At 38.5% G+C, this 25,917-nt stretch carries 24 protein-coding genes; 21 read left to right on the top strand and 3 right to left on the bottom strand.

What is annotated here, in order from left to right; translation table 11 throughout:
* The first annotated feature begins 6 nt into the window (after nt 1-6).
* The 11 genes from murD (at nt 7) to ileS (ending at nt 12,624) form a co-directional block, all read left to right on the top strand.
* A complete protein-coding gene (gene murD, locus ED2_RS02075; protein ID WP_005881048.1) occupies nt 7-1,389 on the top strand; it encodes a UDP-N-acetylmuramoyl-L-alanine--D-glutamate ligase in 1,383 nt (460 codons plus the stop codon).
* The gene (gene murG / locus ED2_RS02070; RefSeq protein WP_005881046.1) at nt 1,389-2,474 is read left to right on the top strand and encodes an undecaprenyldiphospho-muramoylpentapeptide beta-N-acetylglucosaminyltransferase; all 1,086 of its coding nucleotides are present in this window, start codon (nt 1,389-1,391) and stop codon (nt 2,472-2,474) included. Before murD ends, murG begins: the two co-directional genes overlap by 1 nt.
* 16 nt (nt 2,475-2,490) lie before the next feature.
* Entirely contained in the window at nt 2,491-3,699 is a 1,209-nt protein-coding gene (locus ED2_RS02065) for a cell division protein FtsQ/DivIB (protein ID WP_016177074.1), read from the top strand.
* A 153-nt stretch (nt 3,700-3,852) separates the two neighbouring features.
* Nucleotides 3,853-5,175: a cell division protein FtsA gene (ftsA, locus tag ED2_RS02060; protein WP_016177075.1), complete on the top strand. Its 1,323-nt coding sequence runs from the start codon at nt 3,853-3,855 to the stop codon at nt 5,173-5,175.
* 22 nt (nt 5,176-5,197) lie between these two features.
* Nucleotides 5,198-6,439, top strand: a complete 1,242-nt coding sequence (gene ftsZ / locus ED2_RS02055; protein WP_005881040.1) for a cell division protein FtsZ — start codon at nt 5,198-5,200, stop codon at nt 6,437-6,439.
* Between the two features lie 16 nt (nt 6,440-6,455).
* A complete protein-coding gene (locus tag ED2_RS02050) occupies nt 6,456-7,142 on the top strand; it encodes a YggS family pyridoxal phosphate-dependent enzyme (protein ID WP_016177076.1) in 687 nt (228 codons plus the stop codon).
* Nucleotides 7,142-7,732, top strand: a complete 591-nt coding sequence (locus ED2_RS02045; RefSeq protein ID WP_005881036.1) for a cell division protein SepF — start codon at nt 7,142-7,144, stop codon at nt 7,730-7,732. Before ED2_RS02050 ends, ED2_RS02045 begins: the two co-directional genes overlap by 1 nt.
* A 29-nt stretch (nt 7,733-7,761) precedes the next feature.
* The gene (locus tag ED2_RS02040) at nt 7,762-8,031 is read left to right on the top strand and encodes a YggT family protein (protein ID WP_016177077.1); all 270 of its coding nucleotides are present in this window, start codon (nt 7,762-7,764) and stop codon (nt 8,029-8,031) included.
* Between the two features lie 35 nt (nt 8,032-8,066).
* Entirely contained in the window at nt 8,067-8,849 is a 783-nt protein-coding gene (locus ED2_RS02035) for a YlmH family RNA-binding protein (protein ID WP_016177078.1), read from the top strand.
* A gap of 20 nt (nt 8,850-8,869) precedes the next feature.
* Complete coding sequence (locus tag ED2_RS02030; RefSeq protein WP_005881030.1) at nt 8,870-9,577, top strand: DivIVA domain-containing protein; 708 nt, start codon at nt 8,870-8,872, stop codon at nt 9,575-9,577.
* A gap of 254 nt (nt 9,578-9,831) precedes the next feature.
* Nucleotides 9,832-12,624, top strand: a complete 2,793-nt coding sequence (gene ileS, locus ED2_RS02025) for an isoleucine--tRNA ligase (protein WP_005881028.1) — start codon at nt 9,832-9,834, stop codon at nt 12,622-12,624.
* 361 nt (nt 12,625-12,985) lie between these two features.
* On the opposite strand, the gene zwf is transcribed toward ileS, so the two are convergent.
* From zwf to ED2_RS14670, 3 genes are all read right to left on the bottom strand, one after another.
* Nucleotides 12,986-14,506: a glucose-6-phosphate dehydrogenase gene (gene zwf / locus ED2_RS02020; RefSeq protein ID WP_016177079.1), complete on the bottom strand. Its 1,521-nt coding sequence runs from the start codon at nt 14,504-14,506 to the stop codon at nt 12,986-12,988.
* 14 nt (nt 14,507-14,520) lie between these two features.
* The gene (efaR, locus tag ED2_RS02015) at nt 14,521-15,168 is read right to left on the bottom strand and encodes a transcriptional regulator EfaR (RefSeq protein ID WP_005881023.1); all 648 of its coding nucleotides are present in this window, start codon (nt 15,166-15,168) and stop codon (nt 14,521-14,523) included.
* Nucleotides 15,169-15,353: 185 nt separating this feature from the next.
* Nucleotides 15,354-15,638 (bottom strand): DUF4828 domain-containing protein, encoded by a 285-nt coding sequence (locus ED2_RS14670; protein ID WP_080391678.1) that lies wholly within the window; start codon nt 15,636-15,638, stop codon nt 15,354-15,356.
* 229 nt (nt 15,639-15,867) lie between these two features.
* Between ED2_RS14670 and sfsA the strand changes: the two genes are divergently transcribed.
* The 10 genes from sfsA (at nt 15,868) to ED2_RS01965 (ending at nt 25,898) form a co-directional block, all read left to right on the top strand.
* Nucleotides 15,868-16,596 (top strand): DNA/RNA nuclease SfsA, encoded by a 729-nt coding sequence (gene sfsA / locus ED2_RS02010; protein WP_016177080.1) that lies wholly within the window; start codon nt 15,868-15,870, stop codon nt 16,594-16,596.
* Nucleotides 16,597-16,612: 16 nt separating this feature from the next.
* Entirely contained in the window at nt 16,613-17,626 is a 1,014-nt protein-coding gene (locus tag ED2_RS02005) for a Gfo/Idh/MocA family protein (RefSeq protein WP_005881020.1), read from the top strand.
* Nucleotides 17,626-18,909, top strand: coding sequence for a DEAD/DEAH box helicase (locus ED2_RS02000; RefSeq protein ID WP_016177081.1), 1,284 nt, complete (start codon nt 17,626-17,628; stop codon nt 18,907-18,909). Before ED2_RS02005 ends, ED2_RS02000 begins: the two co-directional genes overlap by 1 nt.
* 64 nt (nt 18,910-18,973) lie before the next feature.
* Nucleotides 18,974-21,676, top strand: a complete 2,703-nt coding sequence (locus ED2_RS01995; RefSeq protein WP_005881016.1) for a sigma-54-dependent transcriptional regulator — start codon at nt 18,974-18,976, stop codon at nt 21,674-21,676.
* Between the two features lie 154 nt (nt 21,677-21,830).
* Nucleotides 21,831-22,148: a PTS sugar transporter subunit IIB gene (locus tag ED2_RS01990; RefSeq protein ID WP_005881015.1), complete on the top strand. Its 318-nt coding sequence runs from the start codon at nt 21,831-21,833 to the stop codon at nt 22,146-22,148.
* A 42-nt stretch (nt 22,149-22,190) separates the two neighbouring features.
* Nucleotides 22,191-23,627: a PTS sugar transporter subunit IIC gene (locus ED2_RS01985; protein ID WP_016177082.1), complete on the top strand. Its 1,437-nt coding sequence runs from the start codon at nt 22,191-22,193 to the stop codon at nt 23,625-23,627.
* 63 nt (nt 23,628-23,690) lie between these two features.
* Entirely contained in the window at nt 23,691-23,912 is a 222-nt protein-coding gene (locus ED2_RS01980; protein WP_005881009.1) for a hypothetical protein, read from the top strand.
* A gap of 32 nt (nt 23,913-23,944) precedes the next feature.
* Entirely contained in the window at nt 23,945-24,127 is a 183-nt protein-coding gene (locus tag ED2_RS01975) for a DUF3188 domain-containing protein (RefSeq protein ID WP_005881007.1), read from the top strand.
* The gene (locus ED2_RS01970; RefSeq protein WP_005881005.1) at nt 24,127-24,540 is read left to right on the top strand and encodes a DUF3284 domain-containing protein; all 414 of its coding nucleotides are present in this window, start codon (nt 24,127-24,129) and stop codon (nt 24,538-24,540) included. The genes ED2_RS01975 and ED2_RS01970 overlap by 1 nt, the downstream gene beginning before the upstream one ends.
* A gap of 179 nt (nt 24,541-24,719) precedes the next feature.
* Entirely contained in the window at nt 24,720-25,898 is a 1,179-nt protein-coding gene (locus tag ED2_RS01965; protein WP_025479982.1) for a GNAT family N-acetyltransferase, read from the top strand.
* Nucleotides 25,899-25,917 lie beyond the last annotated feature (19 nt).

The following is a 25,917-nucleotide window of genomic DNA, read 5'->3' as shown; positions in this document are numbered from 1 at the left end:
CAGGAAATGAAAAAAATTTCAACGTATGAAAATAAAAAGGTCCTTGTTTTAGGATTAGCAAAGAGTGGATTTAGTGCGGCCAAATTGTTACATGAATTGGGCGCACTTGTCACTGTAAATGATGGGAAACCTTTTGATGAAAACCCTGAAGCACAAGAATTGCTGTCAATGGGGATAAAAGTGATCACAGGGAGTCATCCAATCGAATTATTGGATGAAGAATTTTCGTTATTAGTCAAAAATCCCGGTATCCCTTATAGTCATCCTTTCGTTTCAAAAGCACAAGAACTGGGTATTCCGGTAATTACGGAAGTAGAATTAGCTTACGAGGTAGCGGAATGTCCGATTATTGGCATCACTGGGACGAATGGTAAAACGACAACTACCACCATGACTGGTTTATTATTGAATGCTGAAAAAAATGATGGCATTGCTCGCTTAGCTGGAAATATTGGTTATCCTGCAAGTAGTGTGGCACAAGAAGCAACTAAAGAAGATAAAATCGTGATGGAATTATCAAGTTTCCAATTGATGGGAATCACTGAATTTCGTCCTCACATCGCTGTGATCACGAATATTTATGAAGCGCATATTGATTATCATGGTACGCGTGATGAATATGTCAAAGCCAAATGGCAACTTCAAAAAAATATGACTGAATCAGACTACTTGATCCTCAACTGGAATCAGTCTGAATTAAGAGAACTAAGCAAAACGACAAAAGCAACTGTTTTACCATTTGCAACAGAACAAGAATTGTCGAAAGGTGCCTATTCATTGAATGGAAGTATCTTCTATGATCAAGAAAAAATCATGGATAGTTCTGAACTGGGCGTACCAGGCGCTCACAATGTTGAAAATGCATTGGCCGCCATTTCAGTTGCTAAATTGTATGGGGTATCTAATACCGCAATCAAACAAACATTACAGCTTTTCCATGGTGTACCACACCGTACGCAATATGTAGGGGAAGTTCAAGGACGTAAATTTTATAATGACTCAAAAGCCACGAATATTTTAGCGACAAAAATGGCTTTAAGTGGATTTACACCAGAAACCTTAGTATTGATCGCTGGTGGGCTAGATCGAGGGAATTCATTTGATGCATTGATTCCTTCCTTAACAGGTCTTAAAGCATTAATCGTTTTTGGTGAAACAAAAGAGAAATTGATGGAGGCTGGCAAAAAAGCAGGTATCCCTATTATTGAAACAGCGGAAAATGCTGAATCAGCAGTACCTGTTTCTCTTCGCTTAAGTGGAGAAGGCGACGTGATCTTATTGTCACCAGCTAACGCTAGTTGGGATCAATACCCTAACTTTGAAATCAGAGGCGAACGCTTTATGGACGCTATCAATAAACTAGAAAATGTAGAAGCGAGCGATAATTAATGAAAATTTTGGTTACAGGTGGAGGAACTGGAGGACATATCTATCCAGCATTAGCCTTCGTCAATTATGTTAAAACACAAGTGCCAAATGCTGAATTTATGTATGTTGGTGCACAAAGAGGGTTGGAGAATAAGATTGTTCCAGAAACAGGGATTCCATTTCGTACCTTAGAGATCCAAGGATTTAAACGAAAAATTTCACTGTACAATGTTAAAACAGTCCAACTTTTCTTGAAAAGTATCCGTTCTGCAAAAAAAATTTTAAAAGAATTTCAACCAGATGTTGTGATAGGTACAGGCGGTTATGTTTCAGGAGCCGTCGTCTATGCGGCTGCAAAATCAAATATTCCAACGATCATCCATGAACAAAACAGTGTCCCAGGGATGACGAATAAATTTTTAAGTCGCTACGTGGATCGAATCGCTATTTCCTTTAAGGATGCTCAAGCATTTTTTCCAGAAGAAAAATCTGTGTTAGTGGGCAATCCACGTGCACAAGAAGTAGCGAATATGAATAAGACGGATATCGTCGAATCGTTTGGACTGGACCCCAATAAAAAGACTGTCCTGATCTTTGGTGGAAGCCAAGGAGCGCTAAAAATAAATCAAGCTGTAACAGATTTTTTGACTGATTTTGAAAGTACGGATTATCAAGTGCTTTATGCTTCTGGCGAGCGTTACTATGAAGCAGTGAGAGAAAAAATAAATGCTTCACCAAACGTTAGTGTCCAACCCTATATCTCTAAAATGGCAGAAGTCATGGCTGCGAGTGATTTACTAGTCGGTAGAGCGGGAGCCACTTCCATCGCTGAGCTAACGGCGATCGGTTTGCCAGCGATCTTGATCCCAAGTCCTTATGTGACGAATGATCACCAAACAAAAAATGCCATGAGTTTAGTGCATGCGCATGCAGCTAAGATGATCAAAGATGACGAGTTGACAGGAAAAACATTGAGAAATGCAATCGAAGAAATCATGACAAACGACAAGCTGCAACAAAGCATGTCCGAGGCATCTAAACAACAAGGGATTCCAGATGCCTCAGAACGGCTATATCGATTAGTAGAAGCTGTTATTCAGAAATAAAGGCGGGTGGTCTAAAGTGAGTAAGAAAAAAAAACCAGAAAATTTGCCGAATCAATCTGTTGATGAGAACAATCTAACTCCTTGGCAAAAGGCCAACCGGAAATATTTAGCAGAACATGGTAAAGAAGAAAAAGAAGCAACGAAAAAAGCGGATAATGAAGTTCAACCAGACGAACAAGAAGCGGATGCAGAACCAGCAACTGAAAAGGATGTTCCAGAACATGAGCATGACGCTCCATCCGAAGATGAAACGGAACAAACAAAAGCGGGTGGACCTTACAATGGTTCTTTCCTCAATCGATTGCCCAATCTAAAAAATCAGCGAAATAAAGTATTGTATCGGCGCTTGGCTTTGATTATCACGATTCTAGGTATACCATTGATCTTTTTGATTTATTACGTATCTCCATACAGCAAGTTGCAAGCAGTCACTGTATCGGGCAATGAAAATGTCGCTGCCCAGACAGTCATTACGGATACGAAGTTAACGATGGGTACGAATATTTGGAAACAATATTGGCATAAGGCTGACTACATCAACAATTTGAAAGAAGAACAGCCACGGATCGAAAATGCACAAATCAGTTTTAAAACGCTCAATACGTTTACTTTAAAAGTCAAAGAGTACAAAGAAATTGCTTTAGTAACGAAAAACGGGCAGTATTATCCTGTAATGGAAAATGGGACAGTTCTTAGTGAAAAAGTGGCTAATCCCACAAAAAATCTTCCTATCCTAGATGGATTCACGAACAATGAAAAAATCAAATCATTAACAAAGGAATACAACAAACTGTCAGCTGAATTGCAAAAAGCAATTTCTGAAATCAAATATACACCAAGTGATACGAATAAAAACTTGCTCCGTTTGAATATGAATGATGGCAACCAAGTCATTGTAAATATCCAAAATCTAGCTAGTCAAATGAAATACTACGCTCAAGTAGCAAAAGATATGGATGAAAAAGGTGTGATCGATATGGAAGTCGGTATTTTCTCCTATCCTTATTCAGAAAGTAGTGCAGAAGCAGAACAGACCTCTGGAACAAATTCGATGGAAACAACGACAGAACAAACAAATGGATCCTCTGTGAGTACCGAGCCTTCATCAGAAGAAACAGTACCAAGTGAGTCGGAACAGACAGGGAATACGTCAGGTGATACAAGTGAAACAGATCAAAATGACGATAATTCAAGTTCGTCTTCTTCGATTTCAACAGAAAATTGATAAAACAACTTTAAAAAGTGAGAATCTACTTTCTAAAAACCAGTAATTTATGGTAGAATTGAAAGCAGTGAATATATCTATTAAAGTATATTTAAAAACGGACGTTAGTTGTTCGCTTGTATATGGAATAGTAAGTAGGAGGGAATCCCATTCATGGCAAAAACAGGAATGTATGTAGGCCTTGATATTGGAACGACATCTGTCAAAGTTGTCGTGGCTGAATATATCGACAGCCAAATGAATATTATTGGAGTAGGAAACGCAAAATCAGAAGGGATTAACCGCGGCATTATCGTTGATATCGATAAAACGGTCCAAGCGATACAACGAGCAGTACGACAAGCAGAAGAAAAAGCAGGAATCCAGATCAAGAGCGTAAGTGTTGGTTTGCCCGCAAACATGCTTGAAGTTGAAAATTGCCAAGGAATGATCGCAGTTAACGGAGATTCAAAAGAAATCACCGACGAAGATGTCCGAAATGTGGCTTCAGCTGCCCTAGTTCGTTCAATTCCTCCTGAACGTCAAATCGTATCAATTTTGCCACAGGACTTTACCGTGGATGGATTCGAAGGAATCAAAGATCCACGTGGAATGATCGGTGTCAGACTAGAAATGTATGGTCTATTGTTTACTGGACCAAAAACTATTGTTCACAATATTCGTAAATGTGTAGAAAATGCAGGATTGGTCGTAAATGAATTAGTCATTACGCCATTAGCTTTAACAGAAACAATCCTTTCAGATGGAGAAAAAGATTTCGGTACAATTGTTATTGATATGGGTGGGGGCCAAACAACAACGGCTGTTATGCATGATAAACAATTGAAGTTTACCAGTCTAGATCAAGAAGGTGGAGAATTCGTCACCAAAGATATTTCCATCGTATTGAATACTTCATTCAATAATGCCGAAGCACTAAAAATCAATTATGGCGATGCTTATCCAGAACGGACTTCTGATCAAGAAGAATTTCCAGTTGATGTGATCGGACAATCTGAACCAGTGAAAGTTGATGAACGCTATTTGTCAGAAGTCATCTCTGCACGTATGGAACAGATTTTTAACAAAGCAAAAGCTGCTTTAGATCAAATCGAAGCACTAGAACTACCTGGTGGAGTAGTGCTTACTGGTGGAGCAGCAAGTCTTCCTGGCGTTGTTGATCTAGCCCAAGAAATTTTTGATGTAAACGTCAAATTATATGTACCAAATCAAATGGGTCTACGTAATCCAGTTTTTACTAATGTGATCAGTATAGTTGATTATTCAGCAAACTTGAGTGAAGTTTACCAATTGGCTAAAATTGCTGTAACTGGGGAAACAACTATTGCTCATCATCCGACTGTTGAACAAGAAGTAACTACTTATGACAGTTATGATGTTCAAGAAGAAACTGATTATGACGAATCTGAACAAAAGAAATCTGGCGAAAACGTAACGAATAAAATTAAAGGTTTCTTTTCAAATATTTTTGATTAATTCATCCTGGGAGGAATAAAATATGGAATTCTCAATTGATAATAATATCAATGACGGCGCAGTAATCAAAGTCATCGGTGTCGGTGGCGGCGGAGGAAATGCTGTAAACCGAATGATTGAAGAAAATGTAAAAGGCGTAGAATTTATTACTGCCAACACAGATGTACAAGCTTTGAAAAATTCAAAAGCTGAAACTGTCATCCAATTAGGCCCTAAATATACACGTGGGTTAGGTGCAGGTTCACAACCAGAAGTTGGACAAAAAGCTGCTGAAGAAAGTGAACAATCTTTAAGAGAAGCATTAGATGGCGCAGATATGATCTTTATCACAGCCGGAATGGGTGGCGGAACTGGTACAGGTGCTGCACCTATCGTAGCTGGAATCGCTAGAGAATTAGGCGCTTTAACAGTCGGCGTTGTGACACGTCCATTCACTTTTGAAGGACCAAAACGTGGCCGTTTTGCTGCAGAAGGAATTGCACGTTTGAAAGAAAACGTGGATACATTATTGATCATTTCAAACAACCGCTTATTAGAAGTAGTTGATAAAAAGACACCAATGTTAGAAGCGTTCCGTGAAGCGGACAACGTTTTACGCCAAGGTGTTCAAGGTATCTCTGACTTGATCACAGCTCCTGGTTACGTGAACTTGGACTTCGCTGATGTGAAGACAGTAATGGAAAACCAAGGAACTGCTTTGATGGGTATCGGCGTTGCAAGCGGTGAAGATCGTGTAGTTGAAGCAACGAAGAAAGCTATTTCTTCTCCACTATTAGAAACATCGATCGATGGAGCAGAACAAGTCCTGTTGAACATCACAGGCGGGTTAGATATGACATTGTTTGAAGCACAAGATGCTTCTGATATCGTTGCAAATGCAGCTACAGGAGATGTAAACATCATCCTAGGTACTTCAATCAATGAAGAAATGGGCGATGAAATCCGCGTAACGGTTATCGCAACAGGTATCGACGAATCAAAAAAGGAACGCAAGTCTAGTCGTCCAACTAGACAAACATCTATGCAATCATCTACTCAAAAACCAGTATTGGATATGGATCAAGCAAAACCTACTCCAGTAGACGAAGAAAGTAGTTTTGGAGACTGGGACATCCGACGTGAACAAAATGTCCGTCCTAAAGTTGACGAATCTAATTTTGATACTATTGAAAAAAAAGAATTTGATACATTCAATCGTGAAGAAACAAAATCAAATGGTGATGACGAATTGAATACACCACCGTTTTTCCGTCGTAAAAAATAAGGGAGAGGGAGAGCACATGATTGCTGACAACTTGCTAAAAATCGAGCAAGACATTCAGGATTCGTGTGCTCTTGTTCATCGTAATCCGAAAGAAGTTACTTTAGTGGCCGTGACAAAGTCTGTGGACTCTGACAAGGCAGAAGAATTGATTAAAGCGGGAGTAAACAATTGCGCAGAAAATCGCGTAGATAAGTTATTACAGAAAAAACAAGATTTGCAAAATCATCCTGATATCAAGTGGCATTTAATTGGTAATTTACAGCGCAGAAAGGTAAAATTGATTGTAAATGAAATTGATTACTTTCATGCGTTGGACAGTTTAAGATTAGCAGAAGAGATCCAAAAAAGAGCAGAAAAACAACTTGCTTGTTTTGTAGAAGTGAATGTCTCTGGTGAAGAGTCAAAACAAGGGATATCCCCAGATGAACTTCTTCCTTTTTTAGAATCGTTGGCTTCATTAACTAAGATAAAAGTTGTCGGTTTGATGACAATGGCGCCTAAAGATGCTTCTGCTGACCAAATTCGTAAAGTGTTTGGAACGCTGAAAGAGTTGCGTGATCTTGTTCAGAAGAAAGAACTTCCACATGCACCATGTACAGAATTAAGCATGGGAATGAGTCAAGATTTCCAATTGGCAATCGAAGAAGGTGCTACATTCATTCGTGTAGGGACAGCGTTATTCAAAGACGAGGAGGAACAATAATGCCGCTTTTAAATAGAGGAGCAATTGCTAATTTTTTCGGATTAGCTGATGAAGAAGAGTACGAAGAATACCCTGAAACAACTAATAGAGCTGTAACACAGCCGACTAAGAATAAACCAACACAAGTGCAGATGAGTCAACCCAAAACAACGGTGGTCTCAAAACCACGTGAACAACAAAGGACTACACGTCCTGTGACCCGTGAAACTGCACAACCAGAAACAAAAAAAGTAATTGAATTACATCAATCATCTGCTAAAAATGTCCGTAAAGAAGAAGCTACAAAATCTTCATTTACACCAAAGACAAATTTAGCTGGAAAAATCACGGTCATGGAACCACGTACGTACTCTGAAGCGATGACCATTGCGAAACGGATCATTGCTGGAGAAGCCACGTTAGTTAATTTTCATCTTGTGGAAGAAAAACAAGCAAGAAGAATCGTTGATTTTCTAACTGGAACTGTCTATGCACTAGATGGTGATATCAAGCGTGTGGGAGACGAAATCTTCCTATGTACGCCTACAGGTATGGAAATCGATAGTTCAACGGCTCAATCGTTTGCGGACGTGAACATGTTTGACCTATAAGAGGAGGAACTACGATTTATACTATTTTTATGTTACTTAATTTGCTTGGGCGAGCAGCATATTTTTACAGTATCTTGTTGATGGTCTATGCACTGTTATCTTGGTTTCCGGGAGGATACCAATCAGGAATCGGTCGGTTCCTAGCTAAAATATGTGAACCATATATACAGTTATTCGAACGACTTCCTTTACGGATCGGCGGCTTTGATTTCACGATCTTGGCATCGATTCTCATTTTGAATTTAGCGGTAGAAGGGCTGCAACAAATCGTCCTATGGTTGATGATGGCAGTTTACTGATCAACGAATCAGAGAGAAAAATAGGAGGGGGAAAAATGGACGCAAATGTATATCAGCATTTCCGTGCGGATGAACGTTCTTTCATTGACTCAGTTGGTGATTGGATCGAACAGGTCCAGGGTCAATATGCGCCGTATCTTACAGATTTTCTAGATCCAAGACAATCCTATATATTAGAAACGTTGGTTCGACAAGAGACCGAACTACGCTATTCTTTTTATGGGGGATATGAGCAGGCGGAACGGAAGAGATGTTTGATTTTCCCCGAATATTATCAACCTGAAGATGAGGATTTTGAAGTTTCATTATATGAGATTCACTATCCAAGCAAATTTGTCAGTTTGAGTCATGGAAAAATTCTGGGTACATTGGTTGGTACTGGGATCAAACGTTCTTACTTTGGCGATATCATTTCTGACGGGGAACGTTGGCAAGTCTTCATCGCACAAGAAGTAGAACAGTTTGTTGTAACTCAAGTAACAAAAATTGGTAAGGTCGCTGTTCGTTTAGAACCGAAGAAGTATACAGAATTGATTCTGCCCAAAGATAGTTGGACTGAAGAAAGAGGTACTGTTGCTTCATTGAGACTAGACAGTGTCATCTCAGAGATTTATAATATCTCCAGACAACGTTCAAAACAGTTGATTGAGTCAGGTAAAGTAAAAGTGAATTGGACTGAAAACACTCGACCCGACTTTTTACTTGAGCTACTGGATATTGTTTCGATCAGAGGTTTTGGTCGCATCCAAATACAGGGACTTGAGGGGAAAACTAAAAAAGAAAAGTATAGAGTATTGTTTGGTGTATTACGTAAATAAAACAAGAAGGTGGTTTACTCATGGCTTTAACTCCATTAGATATCCAAAATAAAACATTCCCGACAAAAATGCGGGGATATAATCAAGACGAAGTAGATGATTTCTTAGATTTAGTTGTTCGTGATTACGAAGAAGTAACACAAAGAAATCGTGAACTTGAAAAAGCAGTGAAACATTCAGAAGAAAAACTCGAATATTTCAATGAATTAAAAGATGCGTTGAATCAATCGATCATCGTTGCCCAAGATACTGCAGATAAAGTAAAAACTAGCGCAAGCAAAGAATCAGAAGTGATCGTTACTTCTGCACAAAATAAAGCAGATGAATTGGTAGCCACAGCTGAAAAGCGTGCGCATCAATTGACGACAGATGCTGAAGAAAAAGCAAGAAAAATCTTGACAGATGCTACTGAAAAAGCAAAACAATTAGCAACTGAAACAGAAGATCTGAAGAAAAAAACACGTGTGTTCCATCAAAGAATCAGCTTGATGTTAGAATCACAATTAGAACAAGTGAAGAGTCCAGAATGGGATGAGATTTTACAACCATTCTCAAGTTATGTCACAGATAGTCATGAAGTAATCAAAGAAGTTTTGGCAAAACAACTTGACAATGAAAATCAAACTGATGTAAACTCAGACACAGGAATCATGGAAGCACCAATAACAGCATTCGATACTCAGGCAATCGATATTTCGATCGTTCCTGGAGATCATGAAGAAGAGTAGAACAGAAAAGCCTCTTGCCATTCTTTAAGCGAGCCGATGATAGTGGAAGATCGGTAAGACACTGCAAGATGAAAGATCCTCTACCTGAATTGTTTCTGAACTAAGAGTAGGAAACAGCGGTTGACCTCGTTATGGGTCTTCGAGAGTTACAGCATCATGTAACTGAATTTGGGTGGTACCACGGCATGTTCGTCCCTTGGATGAACATGCTTTTTTGTGTTCTCAAAATTATTAATCAAGGAGTGTAGCGCGTAATGAAAATGAAAGAAACCTTGCAACTAGGTAAAACAAAATTCCCTATGCGTGGGAACTTGCCAAATCGCGAAGCAGATTGGCAAAAAGAATGGGAAGAAAATAAAATCTACCAAAAAAGACAGGAACTAAATGAAGGAAAACCAAGTTTTGTTCTTCATGATGGCCCTCCTTATGCAAATGGAAATATCCATTTAGGTCATTCACTAAATAAAATCAGTAAAGATATTATCATCCGTTCAAAATCAATGTCGGGTTTTCGTGCACCCTATGTTCCTGGTTGGGATACTCACGGCTTGCCGATCGAACAAGTATTAGCCAATAAAGGAATCAAACGTAAAGAAATGTCTAAGGCTGAATATTTGGAAAAATGTCGCGAATACGCACTTTCACAAGTAGACAAACAACGGAATGATTTCAAACGATTGGGTGTCGCAGGTGACTGGGATCATCCATATGTCACTTTAGATCCATCTTATGAAGCTGCCCAAATCAGAGTGTTTGGTAAAATGGCTGAAAAAGGCTATATCTATAAGGGATTGAAACCTATCTATTGGTCACCATCAAGTGAGTCTTCACTTGCTGAAGCTGAAATCGAATATAAAGACGTGAAGTCACCTTCTATCTTTGTTGCTTTTAATGTCAAAGATGGAAAAGGGATCGTTGATGAAGATGCTGCTTTTGTGATTTGGACAACAACACCTTGGACATTACCAGCTAACCAAGGAATTGCAGTAAATCCTAGCTATACGTATGTATTAGTGGAAGCTGATGGCCGTAAATTTGTAGTTGCAAAAGATTTATTAGAAACTGTCCAATCAGAAATCGGTTGGGAAAATGTGAGTGTTTTAAAAGAGTTTTCAGGTCAAGAGATGGAATATATGACTGCTTGGCATCCATTCTATGATCGTGAATCATTAGTGATCTTAGGTGATCATGTCACTTTAGATGCTGGTTCTGGTCTAGTACACACAGCGCCTGGACATGGGGAAGACGATTATATCGCTGGGAATAAATACAAGTTGCCTGTAGTATCACCAGTTGATTCTAAAGGCGTGTTTACAGATGAAGCACCTGGGTTTGAAGGGATCTTTTACGATAAAGTAAATCCAATGGTCACAGATCTATTAAAAGAAAAAGGCGCTTTATTGAAATTAGACTTCTTTACTCATAGCTATCCTCATGATTGGCGTACAAAAAAACCGGTGATCTATCGTGCAACACCTCAATGGTTTGCATCGATTGATGATTTCCGACAAAACATCCTTGATGAAGTCGAAAAAGTGAACTGGATTATTCCATGGGGGAAAACACGTCTTTATAACATGATTCGTGACCGAGGCGACTGGGTCATTTCACGACAACGTGCTTGGGGTGTGCCATTACCAATTTTTTATGCAGAAAATGGGGAAGCAATCATCACACCAGAAACAATTGAACATGTTGCGGATCTATTCGCAGAACATGGATCGATCATTTGGTTTGAAAGAGAAGCAAAAGAGTTACTTCCTGAAGGATTTACACATCCAGGTTCACCGAACGGTCAATTTACGAAAGAAACAGACATCATGGATGTTTGGTTTGACTCAGGTTCATCACATGAAGCAGTTTTACGTCAACGTCCAGAATTGACATTCCCTGCAGATATGTATTTAGAAGGTTCTGACCAATACCGTGGTTGGTTCAATTCAAGTATCACAACGAGTGTAGCAATCAATGGCGTGGCACCATATAAATCAGTTCTTTCACAAGGATTTACTTTAGATGGAGAAGGCCGCAAAATGAGTAAATCACTTGGAAATACGATTTTACCTGAAAAAGTGATCAACCAGTTTGGAGCAGATATTTTGCGTCTTTGGGTAGCAAGTGTCGACTATGAAGCGGATGTCCGCGTATCAATGGATATCTTGAGCCAAGTTGCAGAAGTTTACCGTAAAATCAGAAATACGATGCGTTTCTTGATCGCGAATACAGAAGATTTTGATCCGAAAAAAGACACAGTTTCTTATGAAGAACTACGCTCTGTTGATAAATATATGACAGTTCGTTTAAATGAAGTTATTAAAGAAATTCGTGAAGAAGGATATGAAAAATATAACTTTATGCATATCTATCGTACAGTGATGAATTTCTTGACAGTAGATCTATCTGCATTCTATCTAGATTTTGCCAAAGATGTGGTTTATATCGAATCAGAAAATGATTACCAACGTCGTTGCATGCAAACTGTTTTCTATCAAACAGCTGTGGCATTGACAAAATTATTGACACCGATCATTCCACATACAACGGAAGAAATTTGGTCATTCTTGAAAGAAGAAGAAGAATATGTGCAATTAAGCGAACTTCCTGCATATGAAACATTCGCTAACCAAGAAGAGTTGATGGATACGTGGGCAGCATTTATGGACTTAAGAGATAAAGTATTGAAAGCTCTTGAAGAAGCACGTAACAGTAAATTGATTGGGAAATCTTTAGAAGCTAAATTAACGATCTATCCAAATCAACAAGTACGTGAATTGCTAACAGCGGTGGACGCAGATATTCCACAATTATTGATTATTTCACCTGATTATTTTGAAGTGAAAAATGATCAAACAGATGTACCTGCAGAAGCTGTGACATTCGATGATGTTTCGATTTTAGTTGAAAAAGCAGATGGAGAAACTTGCGATCGTTGTCGCCAAATCCGTAAAGATGTCGGAGTTGATGAAAAATTACCTCATCTATGCGGACGTTGCGCACATATCGTAGAAGAAAATCATCCAGAAGCAGTTGCTGAAGGGTTTGAATAACAGTTAAAAGAACAGAAGTGATAAGGTACCAGAAATCCTCAGAATTCATAAAATCATTTTTCAAATTTTGAGGATTTGGGCTTATTGCTAGAGAATGGGATTCTCGTTCGTTTATAGTGATATAGAGGTCGAGACAAAATTCGTTTAGGTTTGAGAAACTGGATAAAAAAAACGAACAATACATTTTTTTGTATTGTTCGTTTTTTTTTTGAATTTTTCGAAAAACCTGACTTTTGGACTTTCGTTTATTCGAGAGTCTGTAGCAAAACTGTTTTTAGATTTGTCCCACACTCTCGAAACTATTTGAATATTTTTATTGTTTAACACTTTTTGTACTACAAAATCTTCAGATTACTTAGTCTTATAATTTGCCACGTTCACGGTACCATTCATCTGGTTGCCAGATCCATTCAAAGCCATCTTTTTCAAGTAGTTTGAAGGCTGCTTCAGGCCCCATCGTACCTGCTTTATAGTTAGGAAAATCAGGTTTGGTTTGATCCCATGCTTGACGAATGACATCGACGATATGCCAAGACTGTGCGACTTCTTCCCAATGGGAGAAGTTTGTTCCATCACCTTTTAAGGCATCTAATAGTAATTTTTCATAGGCTTCAGGACTGTTTTCGACCATTTCAGAACTATTACGATACTCTAATTTGATTGGTTCGGTATTGAACCCTTGACCGACTTCTTTTCCATTCAAGGATAAGGAGAATCCTTCTGTTGGTTGGATATAGATCGTCAATACATTTGGTGGAAGTGTCGTGTCCTCACAAGGTTCATCAACAGATGTTTTGAAGACATTTACGGGCACTTGTTTGAAAACGATATTGATTCTTGTTCCTTTTTCTGTCAGACGTTTTCCTGTACGAACATAGAAAGGCACACCTGACCAACGGAAATTATCGATCGTGAATTTTCCTGCGACAAAGGTTTCAGTTGTTGATGCAGGATCAACTTTGTCTTCTTCACGATAGCTTTTGAACATTTTACCATCAAGTTGTCCCTGATCATATTGGCCACGAACAAAGTTTTCTAGGACCTCTTGTTGATCGTAGATTCGAACAGCTTTCAGTGCTTTGATTTTTTCAGCGCGAATTTCCTTTTCAGAAAATGCGACAGGTGGTTCCATAGCTAATAAAGCAACGACTTGAAGAATATGGTTTTGGACCATATCTTTCAATGCACCACTGTGGTCATAATAGCCTCCGCGGTCCTCGACACCAAGAGCTTCACCAAAAGTGATCTGGATATTATCAATGTAGCGATTGTTCCATTGAGATTCAAAAATATTATTTGCAAAACGGATAGCAGAAATATTTTGGATCATTTCTTTTCCTAAGTAATGGTCGATCCTAAAGATATCTGGTTCTGGAAAGACCTGACGGATCTTTTCATTTAGATCGTAAGCCGATTGGTAATCTGATCCAAAAGGTTTTTCGATGATCAATCGGTTATAGCCATTTTCAGTGACGATTTTTTGAGATTTTAAATGGGCAACGATAGTACCAAAAAATTGCGGAGCCATAGCAAGATAATAGATACGATTGCCATCTAGTTGGTATCGCTCATCTAATTGATCAGCCAATTCTTTTAATGTTGCATAATGAGTTGAATCATTGACATCATGAGATTGGTAGTAGAAATGACTCGCAAATTCCTTTGCTTCTTCGTCGGAAGGATTTAAGGATTGGATTGTCGAAATGACAACTTCGCGGTAATGTTCATCGCTCCAAGGTCTCCGAGCAGTACCGATGACAGCAAAATGTTTTCCTAGATTGCCTTTTTTGTAAAGACGAAACAAAGAGGGATACAATTTACGTTGAGCTAAATCGCCTGTACCACCAAATATCGTAAATAAAACATTTTTTTCATTAGACATGTAGGTAAGCTCCTTTATAATTTATCGACAAAAATCGTGCTGGCAGCTTTAAAACTGACAGAAATTTTCTTTTGTGCATTTTGGATGGTGATTGGACCTTCATATGCGGCAACATCAATGATTTCATATTCTTCATCGATATTAAGGTCGATCGTTACAAGATAGTCCAATAATTCTTTTTCGTCAAGGACTCGTGCAATCCGAACGGTTGAACCTACTGGATAAGAATCTAGTGTTTGTCGGCGTTCTTCATGGACCACTTCATCTTTGTGAGGAATATTCCCACCATGTGGACAATGTTTAGGATGATTCAAATAGTCTTCTAAATGATCTGCAAGTTGTTCGGATGTTACATGCTCCAAAACCTCTGCATCATCATGTACTTCATTCCAACTGTATTCTAGATGTTCGACTAAAAAAACTTCCCATAAACGATGTTTGCGAATCAAACTGCTTGCTTTTTTCAAGCCACTCTCGGTCAATTGTACACCTTGATAAGGAGAGTGTTCCACAAGTTGTTCCTTCACAAGTTTTGAAATCATTTCACTGACTGAAGCTGGTGAGACAGCAAGACTAGAAACGATTTGCTTGTTATTTACTTTAGTTGTATCTCCGCCTAACTCCAAAATGATTTTCAAATAATCTTCTCGGTTTGGTGTCATATTCGATCATCCTTTCATGGTATGAAACCATCACTAGTAAGTGTACCAAAAAAAAAGTGAATTGACTATTTTTCTAGACAAAAAAACAGAAATAAACATCGATAAATGTCTATTTCGATAGGAAAAAAACGAAAGTCAAGAAATACCTTCTTGTTCTTTCGTTTAGACTATATGGAAATCAATTCTTAATGCCCGATTTTCTTTATCTGATAAGTAGAATCTGTTGATTCATCGTAAAAAGTCATTTTTTCATAAGAAAGAGTCAAATAATAGCCATAGTGATCTCGAACAATCAGTTGTTGCTCATTCAATTCAATCAGTGTGGTCCCTAATGAGTGATCATTGATGGAAAAATCAAAAGTTGGAGAAACACGCAGTTGTTCGTTTTGTTGGTTATCATCTATGAATGACCAAACACCTTGATACTGTGAAGGATCAAAGCTCTTTTCTTGTTTCTTTTTCTTTTTAATTGCGATACTACCACCTACTAAAGTTGCTAAAAAAGCTGCTGCACCATAGATTATTTTTTTCGCATCAGACCACCTCTTCTTTTAACGATTAATTAAAGACAACGAATGTCTTAGTTTCTTCTATTGTACCGAACAATATCTAAAAATTCTCTAAGACTTTCGACTGGTTTTTCAAGAGTTTTTACTCAAATTATGATAGGATACATAGTAGGAAGAAAGGTGACGATTTTTGAAATACCCACAAGTTGAAACTGCATTTTTTATTGAGCGGCCAAATCGATTTATTGCCTATTGCTTAAATCAAAGAGGTGAGGTCATTACCACCCATGTTAAAAATACAGGAAGAGGAAAAGAGGTTTTTGTCCCTGGCGCAAAAGTTGCAGTAAACTATGCCCCTAGCCCAAAACGTAAGACAGACTATGATCTGGTTGCGGTCCAAAAAAAAGATGAGTGGTTCAATATCGATAGCCAGCTTCCCAACAGATTAGCGATGGAGGGAATCCTTGATGGGACCATCCAATTACCAAACCTATCAGGAAAAATCATCAAATATAAGCGAGAAGTAAATTATCGACATTCAAAGTTTGATATTTATTTAGAAACATCAGCGAATCAGAGAGTATTCGTTGAGGTGAAAGGCATGACACTGGAGAACAAAGAAATTGGCGCATTTCCTGATGCACCAACTCTGCGAGGATTGAAACATGTCGAGGAATTAGTTGAAGCTCATTTAGAAGGCTATGAAACTTATGTGCTTTTAATTGCACAGTTTGAGTATCTTCGAGTAGCTACCATCCATGAAGAGATGCAACCAGAGTTAGCACAGAGGATTCGGTATGCGCAACTGAATGGCGTAACCGTTTTAGCGTATAATTGTCAGGTAACGGCTGATCAAGTCAAGATAAAACAGGAAATATCGTTTGATATCGATCAACCCTTTGAAGACCCTAATCTATAGAAAGAAGGTAACGAGCATGATAAATTTAGGAATTATTGGAACCAATTGGATCACACATCAATTTGTTCAAGCTGCACTTGGTACTGGAGAATATGAATTGACAGCGGTCTACTCAAGACATCTAGAAAAAGCACAAGCATTTGGTTCGAAATATGAAGGTGATATTGAATATGCAACTGATTTGACGACATTCTTTCAATTGGAGCATTTAGATACTGTTTACATCGCTTCACCAAATAGTTTGCATTTTCAACAGGCGAAGCAAGGAATTCTAGCTGGTAAGAATGTGATCGTTGAAAAACCAGCATTCAGTACGCCAAAAGAAATGGATGAGATCATTCATTTGGCAAATGAAAAAAAAGTATTCTTCTTTGAAGCTGCACGTAATATCCATGAGTCTGGCTTTAAAAAAATTACTGACTACTTACCTTTAAAAGATGAGATATTAGGGGCTAATTTTAGCTATATGAAGTATTCATCACGTTACGATCAAGTGCTTGATGGAGAAGTGCCAAATATTTTCTCTACTCGATTTTCAGGTGGAGCAATGATGGATCTAGGGGTATATCTCGTATATGCGGCAGTGGCTTGGTTCGGTATGCCCACAGAAGTTCATTATTTCCCAAGAAAGATTTCAACAGGCGTTGATGGACTTGGGTGGGGAATATTACGTTATGAATCGTTTGATGTATCCATCCAGCCTGGCAAAATTGGCGATTCTTATCTACCTTCAGAAATCTATTTCGATTCTGGAACATTAGTGATGAATGGGGTCAATGCCATTGAAACAGCAGAATTCCATGATCGACAACATCAAGAAATCACTACTTTGGAAATCAAAACCGCAGAAAATCCTATGGCTGATGAAGCAAAAGATTTTGCGAATGTGATCAATCATCCAACAGATCCAACTTGGGGATTTCTTTATGAAGAATGGATCGAGTTAGCACGCAGTGTCAATCAAGTAGTTTATGATCTAAGAAAAAATGGGGGCATCAAATTTGATGCCGATAATGAGGAAGATTTTTAATGAATGAATTTGTACAAACATTTCCACAAGCATGGCAAGAAAAATGGCAAGAAAAATCGTTTTTAGAGGCCTCACTGATACAAAAAGCAGTCTTTCAACCACTAAAAGACCAACAAAACGTGATCGGTATTTCTCCGACTGGTTCAGGGAAGACTTTAGCTTATCTGCTTCCCTTACTATTGAATGTTGAAAAGGATCAGGGGAGTTCCTTACTGATCTTGGTTTCATCTCAAGAGTTAGCGATCCAAGTAGCAGAAGTCACACGAGAATGGGCTAAAGCGTTAGACCTAAAAGTCCAATCTTTAGTAGGAGGCGCTAACGTTAAACGACAAGTGGAAGGTCTGAAGAAAAGACCTGAGATCCTAGTGGGTACCCCAGGGCGAGTCTTAGAACTGATGAAATCAAAAAAAGTCAAAGCACATCAATTGAAAACAATTGTCTTTGATGAATCCGATCAGCTGTTAGATGAAGGGAATAGTCCTTTAATCGATCAACTACTGCATCAAGCACCTGTTGAGTATCAATTAGCCTTTTTCTCAGCAACAGCCGATCGTTCGTTGAAACAAATCGAAGAATTGACAAAAAAACAAATCGAAGTAATCGATGTTACCAAAGAAGATGATTCAAGAAAAGGGCAAAAACATTACTTTTTGCATGTACCAGCGCGTAAAAAAGATGACTATCTTAGAAGACTAGCGTATGTTGTCGGCTTTCAAGGTTTAGTCTTCTTCAATCAGCTAAGTGAGTTAGGTGCTATGGAAGAAAAATTGCTTTTTAGAGGAGTTGCTGTTGGAAGTTTAGCTTCTGACCAAAACAAATTAGTACGAAAAGCAGCACTTGAACAATTCAAACATAATAAGATCACAGCTTTATTTACAACTGATGTCGCAGCTAGAGGTTTAGACATCAAGGGTCTACCTTATGTTGTGAATGCGGAAGTTCCTCTTACAGAAGAAGCTTACCTGCATCGATCTGGCCGAACAGGACGAATGGGAAGTGAAGGAATAGTCATCACATTTGTTCAAGATCACACTTTGAGAGATTTGAAGAAAATCGCGCGAAAAGCGGATCTATCAATTAAAGAGATTTTTCTTCATGGCGGTCAATTGTTAGAGGAATCGCCCGAAAAAGAAGAAATGAATCGCGAAAATGAACCACACAAAAAAGCTTCCAACTATCCTTTGAAAAAAGAAACAGCAAAAAAAGAGCCTGTGGATGTTGTACGTAAAAAACGTAAAAATAAACAAAAAAAGGATAAAAATAAAGGAGCAAGGCGCAAATAAGCGCCTTTTTGTGTTATGATAAATGAAAACGGAATCACTGTTATTTAACTAAAGGTGGGATTGCATGAATGAAAGACAAGAAGAAATATTGGACTTATTGCATGAAAATCAGCATGGATTGACAGCTAGCGATGTAGCAGAAAAGCTTTCAATCGATCGAAGCAATGCAAGTCGCTATTTAAGTGATTTATATAAGGATCATTATATTATCAAAAGTCCGGGTCGTCCGGTCGTTTACTCAATGCCTCCTAAAAAGACTGCATCAGACAAAGTTCATGTTGACTACTCTACACAAGTGACATTTGAAACATTAGTTGGAGAGAACGATTCGTTAAAAGTCAGTATCCAACAAGCGAAAGCGGCAATTTTGTATCCGCCTCGCGGGTTACACACCATCATATTCGGAGAAACCGGTACTGGTAAATCCATGTTTGCCGAGTGTATGTATCATTTTGCAATCGACTCAGAAATGCTTTCAGAAGATGCACCATTTGTCTCTTTTAACTGTGCCGATTATGCACAAAATCCTCAGTTGCTATTTGGACATATTTTCGGGATCAAAAAAGGTGCTTATACGGGAGCCTCACAGGATAGCCAAGGATTGATCGCAAAAGCAGATGGTGGGATCTTATTTCTAGATGAAATTCATCGTTTGCCGCCAGAAGGACAAGAAATGCTGTTCACTTTTATTGATAAAGGTGTTTATCGGCCATTAGGTGAAAGTGCCCATACACATGAAGCCTCCGTCCAGATCATCGGCGCGACTACGGAATCCTCAGAAAGTTTCCTTACCACGTTCAACCGCAGGATCCCAATGGCTATCACTTTACCTAACCTTGCTTCTCGGTCATTAGATGAACGCTATGAAATCATCTCACTGTTCATCAAACAAGAAGCGAATCGGTTAAATCAGCGGATAGATATTGAAAAAGAGGCTATTCTAGCATTTATGCTATATGATGCAGAAGGGAATATCGGTCAAGTCAAACGTGATTTGAAGTTGGTATGTGCAAAATCATTCCTCCATTACCGCACGCATAATGAAGAAAAACTGATCATTCGTAAAGAAGAGCTTTCACTTCAAGTCCAAAAGGGGCTATTGAAGATCAAAGAAGTTCCAGAACGTCTTGATCGTTTCATGGATAGCAAAAGTCAGTATCTCACTTTTGAGCCAGGTTTTGCAGATGTAGTCTGGTCGCAAGATCCTGAAAGAAATATGCAGGTATATAACGATATTGAAGAAAAAATGCTTTCCTTATCTGAAACTGGCGTAGAGAACATCGATTTGGAAACCCTGATTTCAAAAGATGTCGATGCGTACTTTCAAACATATGTCAAAGAGTTGACGAAAAGTACGATTCCGAAAGACTTATTACCAGATGACATTTGGCGTTTGACAAATGAGTTATACGATGTGGCGGAAAAGAGGCTTGATCGTATCTATAATGAAAAAGCTCGGTTCGCCTTTGCACTTCATTTACAAAGTACCTTGGATCGTGTGAGGGATGGACATATGATCGTCCACCCTGATTTGAATAATGTACGTAAAAACTTCAAGAAGGAGTTTCAAGTAGCCATCGATCTATCAACGATCATTGAAGAGGAACAGCAAGTGGAGATTCCTTTTGATGAAATCGGCTTTATCAGTATGTTCCTATCGATCAGTCTAGGGGAAAGCGAACCGGTCAAAGAAAACAAAGTAGATGTCCTAGTTTTGATGCATGGCAGACAAACTGCCTCAAGTATGTTGGAAATGGCTCAGGAACTATTGGGAACGAAAATCGGTAAAGCTTTCAATATGCCTCTTTCGATGGAAGTCCAAGCGATGTATGAAGAAGTATTGCATTACGTCCAAAGCCGCCAAGAATACCTGACGAATGGGTTGATTTTACTGACCGATATGGGGTCGCTGAATACCTTTAGCGATTTGATTTTTGAGGAAACGGGTATCCGAACAAAGGCAATTACTATGAGCAGTACGATGGTGGTCATCGAAGCAGTCCGGATGGCAAATGTAGGCAGAAGCTTGGAGGATATTTATCAAAGTATCCAAATTTCTTTTGAAACGATCGTTAGAGATCAGTTTAAAGTCGAGCAACAAGAAATCATTGAACGTAAAAAAGCTGTCATCGTCACTTGCTTTACTGGTGAGGGAGTAGCGGCAAAACTATATCAACGGATCGTTCCAGTGATCGATCAGAAAAAGGTCGAAGTGATCCAGATGCAGTTTTTGGAGCGTGAATCATTCAAAAGACACATCGATGCTCTACTAGAAGAATATGAGATCAAAGCAATTGCTGGAACAGTAGATGTGGATTATCAAAATATTCCTTTCTTTTCTGCGTATGACATATTCAATGATGAAAAATTGAATACATTGAAACGGATTGCAGACGATGAAGTACCAACAGCTAAAATTGTTGATTCATTAAAAGATTCACTCAATTCGATCTCTTCAGTCGACGTATTGATCCACTCATTGCAAAAGACGATCCAACAAATCCAAACGGATCTCTCAATCATTGTAGAACCAGGCGTAGATATCGGGATCGTGATTCACTTAGCGTTCCTATTAGATAGTTTGATGAAGCATGAAAAATCACGAGTGTTTGAAAATCTGGAAACTTTTTCTAAAGTCTACCGCTTGGAAATGGATATCATTCGTACAAACTTAATTAGCTTAGAGCGAAAGTATCGAGTAAATATCCCTGAAAATGAAGTAGCATTTTTGACCCAAATGTTTATTGAAAATAAAATAAAGAAATAACGCACACTAATCACAAGTATTACACACTATTCATCTGTGTGCGCACTGTGCAAAAGAGTTAAAAGGCGTGAAAACGCTATTTTAACTCTTTTTTCATTTGGCATGCTTCTTGCGTTATATTTATGTGTAAAACCAAATAAAGGGAGTGGAACAAATGGCGAAAAAAACGATTATGTTAGTATGCTCTGCAGGAATGAGTACCAGTTTATTAGTAACAAAAATGCAAAAAGCAGCAGAAGAAAAAGGAATGGAAGCAGATATTTTTGCTGTTTCGGCTTCAGATGCGGATAACAATCTTGAATCTAAAAACGTAGATGTCATGTTATTAGGACCGCAAGTTCGTTTTATGAAAGCGCAGTTTGAGCAAAAACTTGCACCAAAAGGGATTCCTTTAGATGTGATCAATATGCAAGATTATGGAATGATGAATGGTGCAAAAGTATTAGAACAAGCAGAAAAATTGATGAAGTAATTACAATTCAATTGGAGGTAGCGAAACGGATTAACAAGTTGGATGGAGAAATACATCCTTCCGGTTGCCGCAAAAATCGGTGCGCAGAAACACTTAGTTGCTTTGCGTGACGCATTTATCGGTACGTTACCGGCAACGATGGCTGGATCAGTCGCTGTAATGATCAACGCAATTATTCGAGATTTACCACAGCAATTTGTCAGCACTTATGCGGATAGCTTAGCAGCTGATAAAGGAATTTTCGCAGTATTGAATGTTATTATTGGTATCAATGGTTTTGTTTGGAATGGTACATTAGCCATTGCAGGTCTGATCTTCGCTTTCTCATGGGGCTATAATTTAGCAAGAGCCTATGGGGTGAATGATCTAGCAGGTGGTATCGTTGGTCTAGCTACGCTTATTCAAGGAATTTCTTTTGGACCAGCTTTATCAGCAGCGTTGAATGTCGATGTTCCAAAAAATGTAGCAGATGCGATCAATGGAACAGAATTAGGTGCGACGATCGCAGACGGTACGTTATCTGTCGGTCTTTGGGGTTGGTTGAAACTTGATCATTTGAATGGTAATGCTTATTTTACAGTCATGATCATGGGTGCCATCTCAGTAATTATTTTCTGTAAATTAATGTTGGCAGATATCACGATCAAAATGCCGGATTCAGTTCCGCCAGCAGTATCAAAAGCTTTTGCAGCAATTTTACCAGCAACGATTGCTTTATATATCATTGCAATTATTAACTATATCGTTGGTCGCTTGGCAGATGGCCAATTGATTATTGATTTGGTCCAAAAATATATCGCTGAACCATTCTTGGGTCTATCACAAGGGATCGGCGCAGTATTGATCGTCACAGTTTTCGTGCAGATTTTCTGGTTCTTCGGTATCCATGGACCAAACGTTTTGGCACCAGTCCTAGAAGGGATTTGGGGACAAGCACAACTGATCAATATCGATATTTTCCAAAAAGGGTACAATGGAAAAACAGGTACTCCAGCAGTATTAGATGCAATTGAAGATGGAAAAGCGTATATGTGGGTTCGTGGATCATTCGATGCCTTTGCTTGGTTCGGTGGATCAGGTGGTACAATCGTTCTCTTGATCGCCATTTTATTATTCTCAAAACGTGCAGACTACTTAACAGTAGCAAAACTATCCATTGGACCTGGCGTCTTCAATATCAATGAACCAGTGATGTTTGGTTTACCAATCGTCTTGAATGCGATCATGTTCATCCCATTCTTAGTTGCCCCTGTTGTCGCAACTGCAATTGGTTGGGTGGCAACTTATCTGGGATTAGTCGCACCTGTTTCTCAACAAGTCACGTGGGTTGTTCCGCCATTCCTGCTATCATTCCTAGCAACCGGGGCAGACTGGCGTGCGCCAATCGTTACACTCGTATGTATGGTAGTCACCTTCCTGATCTGGGCACCATTTGTTATCTCTGCAAATAAAATGGACCCTGCGGCAGGCGAACAGTAAAAAATTAGTGGGGCAGAAGCATTTCCTGCTTCTGCTCACTTATCAATGTAGGAGGAAAAAAGTATGATCTCAATTGCAAGTGCAATGCAACAAGATGCTATCAAAGAGTTATTAGAAGGATACAACGAAGAGGGTATCTCTTTTACATTCAAAGAAAAACAAGGAATCAAATTATTATTCGAAACAACAGCTGAAGATACAGAAGCAGCAGCTAAAAAGGCGAAAGAATTGATTAAAGCACAACCATGGGGCACTGTTTTATATTTCCAAGCAACAGCAGTTTAGTCTTCGTGGCTGAAAGATAGGATGGGTTCAAAATGATAAAAAACGGTTTATTCTTATGTAGTGTTGGTTCACTGATCGTATTATATAGTTTAAATCCTGGTTCACAAAAATATGATCTATACAGTATGGTCACTGGACTTTTTCTGGCAGGTTTAGGTATATATTTCTTTTTGAAAGGGAAAAAAAGAGAAGAAGCAAAGGGGAAAAATAACTAATGGAAATTGTAAAAAAATTAAATATTCCGGCATCGTTTTTCTACGATAAAGTTATGGACTCTGTCCTTTTTGATGTACGTAAAGCGACTGGAAAATCAGTGACTCGTAAACAGTTAGAAAATTTGGAATACGTGAAGCAATTTTCGCAAAATAACCGTGCTCGTATCAAAATCGAAGAGCTCATTGAAAACCAGTCCTATAAATTTCGTACGTCAACAACAAAAAATGATTTTGTTGTCCATTATCAAATCAAGCCTATAGATGATTCTTCCTGTGAAGTGCATTACACAGAACAGATGGAATCTCATGGAATGCTACAAAAATTGAACGATATGATTTTAGGAACATTATTGATGTATTTCAAAAAACGTCGTTTCAAAAAAATATTAGTGATGATTGAAGAAACTTACTAAGCTTTTGCTCAAGAGTAACAGAGCAAAAGACTATAAAATAATTTGAAGAGTCAAAGGTTGTGGCAAAGACGATGGGGAAATAATAAAAATGTTTATTTAAATGATATTGTTTACTAAACTGATTATTATTGAACAAGTCTTGTCACAATTTTGTTGTGTTGATGGAAGGGGTAATAATGATGGCAAATGATGTGAAAAAAGTAGGACTTGATTATGTCGATGAAATGTGTGATCTAGCGATTTATGCATTCAATGCAAAGGATACGGTAGAAAGAAGAGAAAAATTTCGAATGCTTGCTAAACATTCATGGAATTATGGCTTTTTTGATCAGGACGATCAATTAACCAGTCAAGTAATCGCTACCCCTTTTCCTGTTGAATTTCATGGGAAAGAATATTTGATGGCAGGAATCGGTTACGTTGCTTCTTATCCCGAAGCAAGAGGACAAGGCGGGATCAATCAAATCATGGAAAAAATCCTCAAAGATTGTCGTGAAAGAAAGGTCAGCCTGTCCTATCTAGCGCCATTCTCATATCCGTTTTATCGTCGTTATGGTTATGAGCAGGTATTTGATCAAGCAAACTACCAACTAGATAGCAGAGACATACCAAATGTGAAAAAGACATCAGGAAAAATGAAACGTCTGTCATTCGATCAAGCGAAAGAAGCAATGGATACCATCTATTCACAAATGCCTGAGAATAGTCGTGGCGGGTTGAAAAGAGAATCATGGTGGTACAATTATAAGTTTAAAGTCAGAAAAGAAAATCATTACGCCTTATATTATGATGAAACGGGTCAAGCAAAAGGATATGTTGTATACCAATTAACAGCACCAACTTTCAAGATAGTAGAATGGGGCTACTTGACACATGAGGCTTTTAAGGCACTTGTTCGCTTTGTCGGTTCGCATAGTGGGGCGTTTGAATCATTTGAGTATGCTTGCGGATATTCAGGCAATAGCCAAAATTATTTATTGCAAAATCCATTTGCTAAAATGACCGTGGTACCATACATGATGGGACGGATCGTTGACATAGAACGTTTCTTAGAGTCGTACCCCTTCAATGGAAAAAATACGGCATTTGCTGTGGAGATCGTCGAAGATGAGTATGCAAAATGGAATGAAGGAATCTTTGAGGTCCATATCGTTGATGGGAAAAATCAGCTAAAAAAAGTCGAACAAACTGATTTGCCCACCATCAGTGGAAACATCCAGCATATGACTCAGCTATTGATGGCTTATCGTAAGTTAGATGAATTGGTTTTTTATGATAAAATCAAGGTTAGTGAATCGATCGCTGCATTGAACTTGCTTTTTCCTCAGCAACAGCCGATTTTAAATGATTATTTTTAAGTAAAGAGGATATGTTGGG

Origin of the sequence: Enterococcus durans NBRC 100479 = LMG 10746 (assembly GCF_001544215.1) — a bacterium.
GTDB lineage: Bacteria > Bacillota > Bacilli > Lactobacillales > Enterococcaceae > Enterococcus_B > Enterococcus_B durans.
The sequence above is the reverse complement of the archived record's forward strand: the minus strand, read 5'-3'. Positions and strand labels throughout refer to the sequence as shown.

Coding starts and splice junctions, on each gene's coding strand:
- murD (WP_005881048.1), top strand. CDS start 7: ATGAAAAAAATTTCAACGTATGAAAATAAAAAGGTCCTTGTTTTAGGA.
- murG (WP_005881046.1), top strand. CDS start 1,389: ATGAAAATTTTGGTTACAGGTGGAGGAACTGGAGGACATATCTATCCA.
- ftsA (WP_016177075.1), top strand. CDS start 3,853: ATGGCAAAAACAGGAATGTATGTAGGCCTTGATATTGGAACGACATCT.
- ftsZ (WP_005881040.1), top strand. CDS start 5,198: ATGGAATTCTCAATTGATAATAATATCAATGACGGCGCAGTAATCAAA.
- ED2_RS02050 (WP_016177076.1), top strand. CDS start 6,456: ATGATTGCTGACAACTTGCTAAAAATCGAGCAAGACATTCAGGATTCG.
- ED2_RS02045 (WP_005881036.1), top strand. CDS start 7,142: ATGCCGCTTTTAAATAGAGGAGCAATTGCTAATTTTTTCGGATTAGCT.
- ED2_RS02040 (WP_016177077.1), top strand. CDS start 7,762: ATGTTACTTAATTTGCTTGGGCGAGCAGCATATTTTTACAGTATCTTG.
- ED2_RS02035 (WP_016177078.1), top strand. CDS start 8,067: ATGGACGCAAATGTATATCAGCATTTCCGTGCGGATGAACGTTCTTTC.
- ED2_RS02030 (WP_005881030.1), top strand. CDS start 8,870: ATGGCTTTAACTCCATTAGATATCCAAAATAAAACATTCCCGACAAAA.
- ileS (WP_005881028.1), top strand. CDS start 9,832: ATGAAAATGAAAGAAACCTTGCAACTAGGTAAAACAAAATTCCCTATG.
- zwf (WP_016177079.1), bottom strand. CDS start 14,506: ATGTCTAATGAAAAAAATGTTTTATTTACGATATTTGGTGGTACAGGC.
- efaR (WP_005881023.1), bottom strand. CDS start 15,168: ATGACACCAAACCGAGAAGATTATTTGAAAATCATTTTGGAGTTAGGC.
- ED2_RS02005 (WP_005881020.1), top strand. CDS start 16,613: ATGATAAATTTAGGAATTATTGGAACCAATTGGATCACACATCAATTT.
- ED2_RS02000 (WP_016177081.1), top strand. CDS start 17,626: ATGAATGAATTTGTACAAACATTTCCACAAGCATGGCAAGAAAAATGG.
- ED2_RS01995 (WP_005881016.1), top strand. CDS start 18,974: ATGAATGAAAGACAAGAAGAAATATTGGACTTATTGCATGAAAATCAG.
- ED2_RS01990 (WP_005881015.1), top strand. CDS start 21,831: ATGGCGAAAAAAACGATTATGTTAGTATGCTCTGCAGGAATGAGTACC.
- ED2_RS01985 (WP_016177082.1), top strand. CDS start 22,191: ATGGAGAAATACATCCTTCCGGTTGCCGCAAAAATCGGTGCGCAGAAA.
- ED2_RS01980 (WP_005881009.1), top strand. CDS start 23,691: ATGATCTCAATTGCAAGTGCAATGCAACAAGATGCTATCAAAGAGTTA.
- ED2_RS01975 (WP_005881007.1), top strand. CDS start 23,945: ATGATAAAAAACGGTTTATTCTTATGTAGTGTTGGTTCACTGATCGTA.
- ED2_RS01970 (WP_005881005.1), top strand. CDS start 24,127: ATGGAAATTGTAAAAAAATTAAATATTCCGGCATCGTTTTTCTACGAT.
- ED2_RS01965 (WP_025479982.1), top strand. CDS start 24,720: ATGGCAAATGATGTGAAAAAAGTAGGACTTGATTATGTCGATGAAATG.